11 protein-coding genes are annotated in these 12364 nt (G+C 70.5%); all 11 read right to left on the bottom strand.

What is annotated here, in order from left to right; all coding sequences use genetic code 11:
- Nucleotides 1-182: 182 nt before the first annotated feature.
- A complete protein-coding gene (pgi, locus tag ACFWEP_RS23220) occupies nt 183-1835 on the bottom strand; it encodes a glucose-6-phosphate isomerase (protein WP_387372453.1) in 1653 nt (550 codons plus the stop codon).
- 215 nt (nt 1836-2050) lie between these two features.
- On the bottom strand, nt 2051-2386 hold the full coding sequence (locus ACFWEP_RS23215) for an RNA polymerase-binding protein RbpA (protein ID WP_266703170.1): 336 nt from the start codon (nt 2384-2386) through the stop codon (nt 2051-2053).
- Nucleotides 2387-2495: 109 nt separating this feature from the next.
- Nucleotides 2496-2732: a preprotein translocase subunit SecG gene (gene secG, locus ACFWEP_RS23210; protein WP_387372451.1), complete on the bottom strand. Its 237-nt coding sequence runs from the start codon at nt 2730-2732 to the stop codon at nt 2496-2498.
- A 142-nt stretch (nt 2733-2874) separates the two neighbouring features.
- A complete protein-coding gene (gene tpiA, locus ACFWEP_RS23205) occupies nt 2875-3651 on the bottom strand; it encodes a triose-phosphate isomerase (RefSeq protein ID WP_387372448.1) in 777 nt (258 codons plus the stop codon).
- A 5-nt stretch (nt 3652-3656) separates the two neighbouring features.
- Nucleotides 3657-4868: a phosphoglycerate kinase gene (locus ACFWEP_RS23200; RefSeq protein ID WP_387372446.1), complete on the bottom strand. Its 1212-nt coding sequence runs from the start codon at nt 4866-4868 to the stop codon at nt 3657-3659.
- A 111-nt stretch (nt 4869-4979) separates the two neighbouring features.
- Nucleotides 4980-5990 carry a type I glyceraldehyde-3-phosphate dehydrogenase gene (gap, locus tag ACFWEP_RS23195; protein WP_387372445.1) on the bottom strand — a complete coding sequence of 337 codons (1011 nt, stop codon included), beginning with the start codon at nt 5988-5990 and terminating at the stop codon, nt 4980-4982.
- Nucleotides 5991-6439: 449 nt separating this feature from the next.
- Complete coding sequence (gene whiA / locus ACFWEP_RS23190) at nt 6440-7429, bottom strand: DNA-binding protein WhiA (protein WP_266703180.1); 990 nt, start codon at nt 7427-7429, stop codon at nt 6440-6442.
- Nucleotides 7420-8454: a uridine diphosphate-N-acetylglucosamine-binding protein YvcK gene (gene yvcK / locus ACFWEP_RS23185; protein ID WP_387372443.1), complete on the bottom strand. Its 1035-nt coding sequence runs from the start codon at nt 8452-8454 to the stop codon at nt 7420-7422. The genes whiA and yvcK overlap by 10 nt, the downstream gene beginning before the upstream one ends.
- The gene (gene rapZ / locus ACFWEP_RS23180; protein ID WP_387372441.1) at nt 8451-9425 is read right to left on the bottom strand and encodes an RNase adapter RapZ; all 975 of its coding nucleotides are present in this window, start codon (nt 9423-9425) and stop codon (nt 8451-8453) included. Before rapZ ends, yvcK begins: the two co-directional genes overlap by 4 nt.
- Entirely contained in the window at nt 9422-11569 is a 2148-nt protein-coding gene (gene uvrC / locus ACFWEP_RS23175) for an excinuclease ABC subunit UvrC (RefSeq protein ID WP_387372438.1), read from the bottom strand. The genes rapZ and uvrC overlap by 4 nt, the downstream gene beginning before the upstream one ends.
- A gap of 96 nt (nt 11570-11665) precedes the next feature.
- Nucleotides 11666-12094, bottom strand: a complete 429-nt coding sequence (locus ACFWEP_RS23170) for a Rieske (2Fe-2S) protein (protein ID WP_387372455.1) — start codon at nt 12092-12094, stop codon at nt 11666-11668.
- Between the last annotated feature and the right edge of the window lie 270 nt (nt 12095-12364).

Below are 12364 nucleotides of genomic sequence, written 5' to 3'. Positions count from 1 at the left end.
CCGCTGCGGAGAGCAGCAGCCACGGCCGGGCCGGGGCGATGAGAGTGGCGAGGACGCCGAGCGCGGCCAGTGGCGCCGCGGTCAGCAGCAGCCACTGGGTGCGCCACCAGCCGACGGCGCGCCGGTCGAGCGAGTGCGCCGGAGGTCTCAGGCGCGGCGTCCACTCCCCCTCGGTCACCGGCTCAGCGACCGCGCAGCGACCGGTAGGTGGCCACGAGGGCGGCCGTGGAGCTGTCCAGCTGCTCGCCGCCGGTGCCCTCGGTGAGGACCGGCTCGATCTTCTTGGCGAGGACCTTGCCGAGTTCGACGCCCCACTGGTCGAAGGAGTCGATGTTCCAGATCGCGCCCTGGACGAACACCTTGTGCTCGTACAGCGCGACGAGCTGGCCGAGGACGGAGGGGGTGAGCTTCTCGGCGAGGATCGTCGTGGTGGGGTGGTTGCCCTGGAACGTCTTGTGCGGGACGAGTTCCTCGGGCACGCCCTCGGCGCGGACCTCTTCGGGCGTCTTGCCGAAGGCGAGGGCCTGGGTCTGCGCGAAGAAGTTGGCCATCAGCAGGTCGTGCTGCGCGATGAGTCCGGGCAGCAGGTCGCCGACCGGGGCGGCGAAGCCGATGAAGTCGGCCGGGATGACCTTGGTGCCCTGGTGGATCAACTGGTAGTACGCGTGCTGGCCGTTGGTGCCCGGGGTGCCCCAGACGACCGGGCCGGTCTGCCACTCCACGGGATTGCCGTCCCGGTCCACGGACTTGCCGTTGGACTCCATGTCCAGCTGCTGCAAGTAGGCGGTGAACTTGGAGAGATAGTGGCTGTAGGGCAGCACCGCGTGCGCCTGCGCGTCGAAGAACTGGCCGTACCAGACGCCCAGCAGACCCAGCAGCAGAGGGACGTTCTCCTCGGCGGGGGCGGTGCGGAAGTGCTCGTCGACGAGGTGGAACCCGTCGAGCATCTCGCGGAACCGGTCCGGGCCGATGGCGATCATCAGCGAGAGGCCGATGGCGGAGTCGTAGGAGTAGCGACCGCCGACCCAGTCCCAGAACTCGAACATGTTGGCCGTGTCGATGCCGAAGTCCGACACCTTCTCGGCGTTGGTCGACAGCGCCACGAAGTGCTTGGCGACGGCTTCCTGACCGGACCTCAGCTCGGTGAGGAGCCAGTCGCGGGCGGAGGTCGCGTTGGTGATCGTCTCGATGGTGGTGAACGTCTTCGAGGCGATGATGAAGAGCGTCTCGGCGGCGTCCAGGTCGCGGACCGCCTCGTGGAGGTCGGCACCGTCGACGTTGGAGACGAAGCGGAGGGTGAGGGAGCGGTCCGTGAAGGAGCGCAGCACCTCGTACGCCATGGCGGGGCCCAGGTCGGAGCCGCCGATGCCGATGTTGACGATGTTCTTGATGGGTCGGCCGGTGTGGCCGGTCCACTCGCCCGAGCGGACCCGGTCGGCGAAGCCGGCCATCTTGTCCAGGACATCGTGCACGGCGGGCACGACGTTCTCACCGTCGACCTCGATCACCGCACCGCGCGGGGCGCGGAGCGCGGTGTGCAGGACCGCGCGGTCCTCGGTGGTGTTGATGCGCTCGCCGCGGAACATGGCGTCCCGCAGCTCGGCCACCCCTGTGGCGGCGGCGAGGTCACGCAGCAGACGCAGCGTCTCGTCGGTCACCAGCTGCTTGGAGTAGTCGATGTGCAGGTCGCCCACCCGGAGGGTGTAGGCGGCGCCGCGGTCCGTGCTCTCGGCGAACAGCTCCCGCAGGTGGGTGCCGCCCAGCTCCTCGCGGTGCTTGCCGAGGGCCGCCCACTCGGGCGTCTGGTTGAGCTTGGTTCGGCTTTGTGCGTTCATCCCGGGTATCAGCCCATTCTTCTCGTACCTGCTCCCCGCTGCACCCCCAACCTAATTGATCCTGGTCGCGGGTGCCGCGCGGGCATGGCCCCCTACGGACATCGGGGCTTCGCGGGCAGCGAAAAGCGGTCCGGCCGGCACCCAGGGGGTGTCCGGCCGGTGAACGGGGCGGTGCGGAGAAGCGGCGGCTCTCGCGGGAGCCGGGCGGGGTGTTCTCAGATCTCGCCGCGGAGCTTGGCGAGCGCCTCGGCGAGAATGGCCTCGCCGTCCGCGTCACTGCGCCGCTCGCGCACGTACGCGAGATGCGTCTTGTACGGTTCCGTGCGCGGCGGGTCGGGCGGGCTGTCCTTGTCCTGACCTGCCGGGAAGCCGCATCGGGGGCAGTCCCAGGTCTCCGGTACCTGCGCGTCATGGGCGAAGCTCGGCTGCGTCTCGTGCCCGTTCGAGCACCAGAAGGAGATGCGGAGGCGCGGCGCGGACTCGCCCCGCTCGGCCTCCCCCATCGGCCCCGCTCCGACCCGGCTTCCCCGGATCGCGTTGCCACTTGCCACGGTCGTAACTCCCTGCGTGATGGTGCTCGAAGATGCCCCAGTCTACGTAAGGCCCAACGCGCGTCCAGTGATTGGAGTTACACGGTCACCGGCAATCGCGGACGATGCGTCAGTTGTCCAGCTTGATGAGCAGGCCCAGCGCCACGATGCTCGCGAACCAGCACAGGCCGACGACCACGGTGATGCGGTCGAGGTTGCGCTCGGCCACCGAGGAGCCGCCGACCGAGGACTGCATACCGCCACCGAACATGTCGGAGAGGCCGCCGCCCTTGCCCTTGTGCATCAGCACCAGCAGCATCAGCAGCAGGCTGAAGACGATCAGGGCGATCTCGAACGCCAAAATCACGGCTGGTCCCTACTTTCCGGAAATCCTGGACTGCTTCTAAAGAAATCTGCTTCTACGAAAATTCATTCACGCACAACGGGGGCCGAGGGTGGAACCCACCCCGGCCCCCGCAAGGGTACGACGGATCGGCGCTAGCGCATACTCACTGGTCGCGGAAGCGGACGATCTTGACGAACTCGTCGGCGTCCAGCGCGGCACCGCCGACGAGGGCGCCGTCGACGTCGGGCTGCGCCATGATCGCGGCGACGTTCCCGGACTTCACGGAACCGCCGTACTGGATGCGGACCGCGTCGGCCAGCTCCTGCGAGTACAGCTCGGCGAGCCGTCGGCGGATGGCTCCGCAGACCTCCTGGGCGTCCTCGGGGGTGGCGACCTCGCCGGTCCCGATGGCCCAGACCGGCTCGTACGCGATCACGATCGACTCGGCCTGCTCGGCCGGGACGTCCTTGAGCGCGCCGTCGAGCTGCGCGAGGGTGTAGGAGACCTGGTCACCGGCCTTGCGGATGTCCAGGCCCTCGCCGACGCAGAGGATCGGGGTCAGCCCGTGCCGGTAGGCGGCCTTCACCTTGGCGTTGCAGATCTCGTCGTTCTCACCGTGGTACTGACGGCGCTCGCTGTGGCCGACGGCCACGTACGCGCACTTCAGCTTGGCGAGCATCGAGCCGGAGATCTCGCCGGTGTAGGCACCGGAGTCCTGCGCCGAGATGTCCTGGGCGCCGTACTTGATCTTCAGCTTGTCGCCGTCCACCAGGGTCTGCACGGAGCGCAGGTCGGTGAAGGGCGGCAGGACGGCGACCTCGACCGCGTCGTAGTCCTTGTCGGCCAGTGCGAAGGCGAGCTTCTGGGTGTGGGCGATGGCCTCGAGGTGGTTGAGGTTCATCTTCCAGTTGCCCGCCATCAGCGGGGTACGGGTGCTCATCTGGCTCAGTTCTCCAATGCGGCGAGGCCGGGAAGGCTCTTGCCCTCAAGGTATTCGAGGCTGGCGCCGCCACCGGTCGAGATGTGGCCGAAGGCGTTCTCGTCGAAGCCCAGGATGCGGACGGCCGCGGCGGAGTCACCACCACCGACGACGCTGAAGGCCGGGGAGTCGACGAGCGCCTGGGCGAGTGCGCGGGTGCCCTCGGCGTAGTCGGGGTGTTCGAAGACGCCCATCGGGCCGTTCCAGAAGACGGTGGCCGCGTCGGCGAGCTTCGCCGCGTACAGCTTGCGCGTCTCGGGGCCGATGTCCAGGCCCTCCTGGTCGGCGGGGATGGCGTCGGCGGCGACGACGGTGGGGTTGGCCGGGGCCTTCGTCTTCAGGTCCGGGAACTCGGACGAGACGAGGACGTCGACGGGGAGCACGAACTCCACGCCACGCTCGGTGGCGCGCTTGAGGTAGTCCCGCACCGCGGGGACCTGGTCCTCCTGGAGCAGCGAGATGCCGACCTCGTGGCCCTGGGCCTTGAGGAAGGTGTACGCCATGCCGCCGCCGATCAGGATGCGGTCGGCCTTCTCCAGCAGGTGGTCGATGACGCCGAGCTTGTCGGAGACCTTGGCCCCGCCGAGGACGACGGCGTAGGGGCGCTTGACGTCGCTGGTGAGCTTCTTGAGGACGCCGACCTCGGTGGCGATGAGGAAACCGGCGAAGTGCGGCAGCCGGGCCGGGAGGTCGAAGACCGAGGCGTGCTTGCGGTGCACCGCGCCGAAGCCGTCGCCCACGTACACGTCGGCGAGGGCGGCGAGCTGGTCGGCGAAGGCGCCGCGCTCGGCGTCGTCCTTGGACGTCTCACCGGCGTTGAAGCGGAGGTTCTCGACGACGGCGACCTGGCCGTCGGTGAGGGCGGCGACCGTGGCCGTGGCGGACTCGCCGACGGTGTCGGTGGCGAACGCGACCTCGGTACCGAGCAGTTCACCGAGCCGGGCGGCGGCGGGAGCCAGCGAGAACGCCGGGTCCGGGGCGCCCTTCGGGCGGCCGAGGTGCGAGGCGACGATGACTCGCGCGCCGGCCTCGGCGAGCTTGGCGACGGTCGGCTGGACGGCGCGGATGCGGCCGTCGTCGGTGATGGTGGTGCCGTCGAGCGGCACGTTGAGGTCGGCGCGGACGAATACCCGCTTGCCCTCGACCCCTGCGGCGAGAAGTTCGTCGATCGTCTTCATCTGTTCCAGGACTCCTTGGAAAAGGACGGATGAGCACGCGAGAGGCCCGGACGGCGCTACGTCGCGCCGTCCGAGCCCCTCACTACATCGAGATGCCTGCCGATCCGAGGATCAGAGCTGGCCGCCGACGAAGACGGTCAGGTCGACGAGGCGGTTGGAGTAACCCCACTCGTTGTCGTACCAGCCGAGGATCTTCACCGTCTTGCCTTCCTGAACCATCGTCAGGGAGGAGTCGAAGGTGCAGGAGGACGGGTCGCCCACGATGTCGGAGGAGACGATCGCGTCCTCCGTGTACGTGAGGAAGCCCTTCAGGTCGCCGTCGTCGGCGGCCTTCTTGAACGCGGCGTTGACCTCGTCCTTGGTGACCTCGCGGCCGAGCTCGACGACCAGGTCGGTGGCCGAACCGGTCGGGACCGGCACGCGCATGGCGATGCCGTCGAGCTTGCCCTTGAGCTGCGGCAGGACCAGGGCGGTGGCCTTGGCGGCACCCGTCGTGGTCGGGATGATGTTCTCGGCGGCGGCACGGGCGCGACGCAGGTCCGAGTGCGGGTAGTCCAGGATGCGCTGGTCGTTCGTGTACGCGTGGACCGTCGTCATCAGACCCTTGACGACGCCGAAGTTCTCGTCCAGAACCTTGGCCATCGGCGCCACACAGTTGGTGGTGCAGGAGGCGTTGGAGATGACGTGGTGGTTGGCCGCGTCGTACTTGTCGTGGTTGACGCCCATCACGATGGTGATGTCCTCGTCCTTGGCCGGAGCCGAGATGAGGACCTTCTTGGCGCCACCGGCGATGTGCTTCTCGGCGTCGGCCTTCTTGGTGAAGAAGCCGGTCGACTCGATGACGACGTCGACACCCAGCTGACCCCAGGGGATCTCGGCCGGGTTGCGCTCGGAGAGCACCTTGATGGTGTGACCGTCGACGGTGATGGTGTCGGCGGTGTGGCTGACCTCTGCCTTGAGACGACCCAGAATGGTGTCGTACTTCAGCAGGTGAGCCGTGGTCGCAGTGTCACCCAGGTCGTTGACAGCCACGATCTCGATGTCCGCACCCTGCTCCAGCAGCGCGCGGAAGTAGTTACGACCGATGCGGCCAAAGCCGTTGATGCCTACGCGGATCGTCACGAACCGATCTCCTCGTTAGGTACGCCGGGTTTCGACGCCGGCGAGTTGTATGGGATGTCCCCGACCGCCTCCGACCCTACCTCTCATGTGGCCCGCGGGTGACATCGAGAGGCCTCGTACGCACACCGATGCGACCTACTGACCAGTAGGAACACGCGGCTCCGGCCCGCCGGGGGGCCGCCGGTCACCCATCGGGCCAGAAAACGGCCTCTGTCCTGCGAGGATCGGACATGTGCCCAACGCCCGTACACACACGGACGATCGAGGCGTGACAGGTGGCGCCGCGCGGTGACGGGCGGAACCACGGGCCGTCGTCCGGCCTCCCGGCCGACGCCTCCGCACTCCGCCGCGAGGGCCTTCTCCGTCCGGCGAAAAAGCCGCCGCCGGCGTCCCCGCGAAGGGAACGCCGACGGCGGTCGTATACGACGGGCGGCCGGGGCGGGCCGGCCTCAGCCGACCAGGCCGTCCGCCATCTCCTCGCTGAGGGTGGACTCGGTACCCGGGATGCCGAGGTCCTGTGCGCGCTTGTCGGCCATCGCCAGCAGCCGGCGGATGCGCCCCGCGACGGCGTCCTTGGTCAGCGGCGGATCGGCGAGCGCGCCCAGCTCCTCCAGCGACGCCTGCTTGTGCTCCATGCGCAGCCGTCCGGCGGCGGCGAGGTGCTCGGGAACCTCCTCGCCCAGGATCTCCAGGGCGCGGCCCACACGGGCACCGGCGGCCACGGCGGCACGGGCGGATCGGCGCAGGTTGGCGTCGTCGAAGTTGGCGAGCCGGTTGGCGGTGGCCCGCACCTCGCGCCGCATCCGGCGCTCCTCCCAGGCCAGCACGGACTCGTGGGCGCCGAGGCGGGTCAGCAGGGCGCCGATCGCGTCGCCGTCGCGGACCACCACGCGGTCGACGCCCCGGACCTCGCGGGCCTTCGCGGCGATGGAGAGCCGGCGCGCGGCCCCGACCAGCGCGAGCGCCGCCTCGGGACCGGGGCAGGTGACCTCCAGCGAGGAGGACCTGCCCGGCTCGGTGAGCGAGCCGTGCGCCAGGAAGGCCCCGCGCCAGGCCGCCTCGGCGTCGCAGGTGGCCCCCGAGACCACCTGCGGGGGCAGCCCGCGGATGGGACGGCCCCGGCCGTCCACCAGGCCGGTCTGGCGGGCCAGCTGGTCGCCGCCCGCCACCACGCGTACGACGTACCGGGAACCGCGGCGCAGCCCGCCGGGGGCCATCACGATCAGTTCCGAGGCGTGCCCGAAGATCTCCAGGATGTCGCGCTTGAGCCGGCGGGCCGCCATCGCCGTGTCCAGCTCCGCCTCGATCACGATCCGGCCGCTCACCAGGTGCAGCCCGCCCGCGAACCGGAGGATCGCGGAGACCTCCGCCTTCCGGCAGCAGGTCCGGGTGACGGGAAGCCGAGAAATTTCGTCCTTCACCGCTGGCGTCATCGCCATGGGCCGATCCTTCCATGCATCCGAAAAATACGGTCGTACGCGGCGGCCAGCAGCTCCGGATCATGAATCGGAACGCCGTCTGGCGAGGCCACCGGCGCCAGCTCCACCGCGGCACCGAGCCGCTTCGCGGCATCGGCGAGGGACTCGCGGTCAGGCACGGCGGCCTCATCGGCCAACACCACGTCCAAGGCGAGTTTAGGGGCGTGTCGCCCCAAAACCTCCAAATGACGCTGCGGGGAGAAGCCATCTGTTTCACCGGGTTGCGGCGCGAGGTTCAGCGAAAGCACCTTCCGGGCCTTCGTCGCGACCAGCGCGTCGAGCAGATCCGGTACCAGCAGATGGGGGATGACGGAGGAGAACCAGGAGCCCGGACCGAGCACCACCCAGTCCGCGTCGAGGACGGCCTCGACCGCCTCCGGAACGGCGGGCGGGGCGTGCGGGACCACCTGCACGGACTGCACCTCGCCCGGGGTGAGGGCCACGGTCGCCTGGCCGCGTACGGTCACGATCGCCTCGGGCCGCTCCGGTTCGTGCCCCCTGACCTGCGCCTGGAGCTCCAGCGGTACGGCGGACATGGGCAACACCCGGCCGTGCGCGCCGAGCAGCGTGCCGACCAGGTCGAGCGCCTGCACGTGGTCGCCGAGCTGCTCCCAGAGCGCCACGATCAGCAGGTTGCCGACCGCGTGCCCGTGCAGGTCGCCCCGGGACTCGAAGCGGTGCTGGGTGACCCTGGCCCAGGTCTGCCCCCAGTCGTCGTCTCCGCAGAGGGCCGCGAGGGCCTTGCGGAGGTCACCGGGCGGGAGCACCCCGAACTCGTCGCGGAGCCGGCCGCTGGAACCGCCGTCGTCGGCGACGGTGACGACGGCGGTCAGGTCACCGGTGATGCGGCGCAGGGCGGCGAGCGAGGCGGACAGTCCGTGGCCGCCGCCGAGGGCGACGACTTTCGGCGGGCCGCCGCGCCTGCGCCCCGAGCGGAGCGAGGCCGCCCTGCTCAGTCTCCGCAGTCGCAGGTTGACGCCGGTCACTCGCGCCCCATGTCCCGGTGGACGAGGACGGTCTCGATCCCTTCGGCGGCGAGGCGGGCGGAGAGCTTCTCCGACATCGCGACGGAGCGGTGCTTGCCGCCGGTGCAGCCGACCGCGATGGTCACGTAGCGCTTGCCCTCGCGGCGGTATCCGGCGGCGACGAGCTGGAGCAGTTCGGTGTACTGGTTGAGGAACTCCTTGGCGCCCGGCTGGTCGAAGACGTACGCGGACACCTCCTCGTTCAGGCCGGTGAAGGGGCGCAGCTCGGGCACCCAGTGCGGGTTCGGCAGGAAGCGGCAGTCCACCACGAGGTCGGCGTCGACCGGCAGACCGTACTTGTAGCCGAACGACATCACCGTGGCACGCAGCTCCGGCTCCTGGTCGCCGGCGAACTGGGCGTCCATCTTGGCGCGCAGCTCGTGGACGTTGAGGCTGGAGGTGTCGATGACGAGGTCGGCGTCGCCGCGCAGTTCTCGCAGCAGGTCGCGCTCGGCCGCGATGCCGTCGACGATCCGGCCGTCGCCCTGGAGGGGGTGGGGGCGGCGGACCGACTCGAAACGCCGCACCAGTGCGTCGTCCGAAGACTCCAGGAAGACGATCCGGCGGGTGACGTGCTTGGTGTCCAGGTCCGCCAGCGACTCGCGGAGGTTGTCGAAGAAGCGGCGTCCGCGTACGTCCACGACGACGGCGATCCGGGCCACGTTGCCCTGGGAGCGGGCGCCGAGCTCGACCATCGTCGGGATCAGGGCGGGCGGGAGGTTGTCGACGACGAACCAGCCGAGGTCCTCCAGACACTTCGCGGCGGTGGACCGGCCGGCGCCGGACATCCCGGAGATGATCACCAGTTCGGGGATGGCAGCCGGGACGGCGTCGCCCGTCTCGTTGGTGGTGCCCGTGCTCACGTCTGCTCCGTCTGTTCGGTCCGGGTCCGGTTGCGTGGGTTCTGCGTGGCGGTGCTCATGGTCGGTCATGGCGTGCCCCCGTCGTCCTCGTCGATGATCTCTCCTGTGGCCGTGTTCACGGCGGGTGCGGCCGGCGCGGCCGTGGCGAGGGCCGCGGCCACCGACTCCGCGGTCCTGCGGCCTATCCCCTGGACCTCGCAGATCTCGTCGATTGTCGCCTGCCGCAGCTTCTTGACGGAGCCGAAATGCTTGAGCAGCGCGAGTTTCCGGCTCTCGCCGAGGCCGGGAACGCCGTCGAGAGGGCTGCTGCGGACCCGCTTGGCGCGTTTGGCCCGCTGGTAGGTGATGGCGAAGCGGTGGGCCTCGTCACGGACGCGCTGGAGGAGGTAGAGGCCCTCACTGGAGCGGGGTAGCACCACGGGATCGTCGTCGTCGGGCAGCCAGACCTCTTCGAGGCGCTTGGCGAGGCCGCAGACGGCGATGTCGTCGATGCCCAGCTCGTCCAGCGCGCGCTTCGCGGCGGCCACCTGCGGCTGACCGCCGTCGACCACGACGAGCTGCGGCGGGTAGGCGAACCGCTTGGGGCGGCCGTCGTCCTCGCGGGGCTCGGTGTCGCCGGGGGTGTCGTCCTCACGCGGCCCGTCGGCGCCGTGGCTGCCGGGTCCGGGGGTGAGCGCTCCGAAGGCGTCGGCCCCGGAAGCCTCGGTGCCGGAGACGCCGGCGGCGGGGATACCCGCTGTGGGGACGTCGGTGCCGAGGGTGCCGGCCCCGGGGAGGTCGGACCGGGAGGGTTCCTCCCACTCCCCCAGGCGCTCCTTCTCCTGGAGGTAGCGGCGGAACCGGCGGCCGATCACCTCGTGCATCGACCGGACGTCGTCCTGGCCCTCGAACCCCTTGATCTGGAAGCGGCGGTACTCGCTCTTGCGGGCGAGCCCGTCCTCGAAGACGACCATCGACGCGACGACGTCGTCGCCCTGGAGGTGGGAGATGTCGTAGCACTCGATGCGCAGCGGGGCGGTGTCGAGACCGAGCGCCTCGGCGATCTCCTCCAGGGCCCGGGAGCGGGTGGTCAGGTCGGAGGCGCGCTTGGTCTTGTGCAGTCCGAGCGCCTGCTGGGCGTTGCGCTGGACCGTGGCCATCAGGTCCTTCTTGTCGCCGCGCTGCGGGATGCGCAGGCTGACCTGGGAGCCCCGGCGGTGGGCGAGCCACTCGGAGACCGCGTCGGGGTCCTCGGGCAGCGCGGGGACGAGGACCTCCTTGGGTACGGAGTCGCCGGTCTCCTCCCCGTAGAGCTGCTGGAGGGCGTGCTCGACCAGGCCGGAGGTGTCGACCGCCTCGACCTTGTCGGTGACCCAGCCGCGCTGGCCGCGCACCCGGCCGCCGCGCACGTGGAAGATCTGGACGGCCGCCTCCAGCTCGTCCTCGGCGACCGCGATGAGGTCCGCGTCGGTGGCGTCGGCGAGCACGACCGCGCTCTTCTCCATCGCGCGCCGGAGTGCCCCGATGTCGTCCCGGAGCCGGGCGGCGCGCTCGTACTCCATGTCCTCCGCGGCGAGCGTCATCTCCTTCTCCAGGCGGCGCATGTAGGCGCCGGTGCGGCCGGCCATGAAGTCGCAGAACTCCTCGGCGAGTTCTCGGTGTTCCTCGGGGCTGACGCGGCCGACGCAGGGGGCGGAGCACTTGCCGATGTAGCCGAGCAGGCACGGGCGGCCGGTGCGGGCGGCGTTCTTGAGGACACCCGCGGAGCAGGTACGCACGGGGAAGACGCGGAGCATCAGGTCGACGGTCTCGCGGATCGCCCAGGCGTGGCCGTACGGGCCGAAGTAGCGCACGCCCTTCTTCTTGGCCCCCCGCATCACCTGGACCCGGGGGAACTCCTCGTTCAAAGTGACCGCGAGGTACGGGTAGCTCTTGTCGTCGCGGTACTTGACGTTGAACCGGGGGTCGTACTCCTTGATCCAGGAGTACTCCAGCTGCAAGGCCTCGACCTCGGTGGAGACGACCGTCCACTCCACGGAGGCGGCCGTGGTCACCATGGTGCGGGTGCGCGGGTGGAGACCGGCCAGGTCCTGGAAGTAGTTGGCGAGGCGCTGACGGAGGTTCTTCGCCTTGCCGACGTAAATCACCCGGCGGTGCTCGTCGCGGAACTTGTAGACCCCCGGGGAGTCGGGGATCTGTCCCGGCTTGGGGCGGTAGCTGGAGGGGTCTGCCATGTCTCACACCCTACTTCCGGCCGGTGACAGCGAGGTTGCCGTCCGGCCCGCGCCGCCCTGACGGGGGGGCGGCGGGCAGGGCCGCGCCCGGCAGGGTCAGGCGCCGGGCCCGGCGGTGAGCCGGCCGTCTCGCGCGCTGACCGGGACGGCGGGCAGCGGCACGGTGGCCGGGCCGTGGACGACCGCGCCGGTCGTGGTGTCGAAGACGCTGCCGTGGCAGGGGCAGTGGCCCTCGTTGTCCTCGACCTTGTACAGGAGGCAGCCCGCGTGGGTGCACTGCGCGCTGAACGCCTTGTACTGCCCCTTCGACGGGCAGGCCACCACGAGGCGCTGCTCGCTGTAGAGCTTCGATCCGCCGACCGGGACGGCATCGGCCGCGCCGAGGTCCACCTGTGCGGTCGGGGTCGGGTCCTCGGCGTGCCCGAGCTTGGAGTCGGTCGAGCAGGCGGCCGCTCCCAGCCCGGCGGCGCCGGCGAGCGCGGCGCCCTTCAGCACGGTGCGGCGGGTGGCGGGCGAGCCGGGCATCGCGGTCTCCACGGAGGTCGGTGGTACGAGGGGTGTTCGGTGGTACGGGGTGTTCAAGGGCGTACGGGGCGTCGCGGGCCGGTGAGGGCGACGGGCGCACGGGCGGGGCGCGACGACGGAACCGACGATACCGGCGGAGATCGGCGCCCCGGCGCCCGGGTCCGGCCCACGGACCGGTGGACCGGGGCGGGCCGCCGACAGGAGCGGGAACGCGAACCCGGGCGGGCGGGCGGTGCGGGCACGCCTCCGGGTCCTGGCAGCACACGGCCC

Source organism: Streptomyces sp. NPDC060198 (genome assembly GCF_042728415.1).
Classification (GTDB): Bacteria; Actinomycetota; Actinomycetes; order Streptomycetales; family Streptomycetaceae; genus Streptomyces.
Note: the sequence above shows the minus strand (reverse complement) of the source record. Positions and strands in the feature narration are given on the sequence as shown.

Bases quoted from the DNA above. Each gene is read 5' to 3' on its own strand.
- pgi (WP_387372453.1), bottom strand. From the start codon at position 1,835: ATGAACGCACAAAGCCGAACCAAGCTCAACCAGACGCCCGAGTGGGCG.
- tpiA (WP_387372448.1), bottom strand. From the start codon at position 3,651: ATGAGCACCCGTACCCCGCTGATGGCGGGCAACTGGAAGATGAACCTC.
- ACFWEP_RS23200 (WP_387372446.1), bottom strand. From the start codon at position 4,868: ATGAAGACGATCGACGAACTTCTCGCCGCAGGGGTCGAGGGCAAGCGG.
- whiA (WP_266703180.1), bottom strand. From the start codon at position 7,429: ATGGCGATGACGCCAGCGGTGAAGGACGAAATTTCTCGGCTTCCCGTC.
- rapZ (WP_387372441.1), bottom strand. From the start codon at position 9,425: ATGACCGACCATGAGCACCGCCACGCAGAACCCACGCAACCGGACCCG.
- uvrC (WP_387372438.1), bottom strand. From the start codon at position 11,569: ATGGCAGACCCCTCCAGCTACCGCCCCAAGCCGGGACAGATCCCCGAC.
- ACFWEP_RS23170 (WP_387372455.1), bottom strand. From the start codon at position 12,094: ATGCCCGGCTCGCCCGCCACCCGCCGCACCGTGCTGAAGGGCGCCGCG.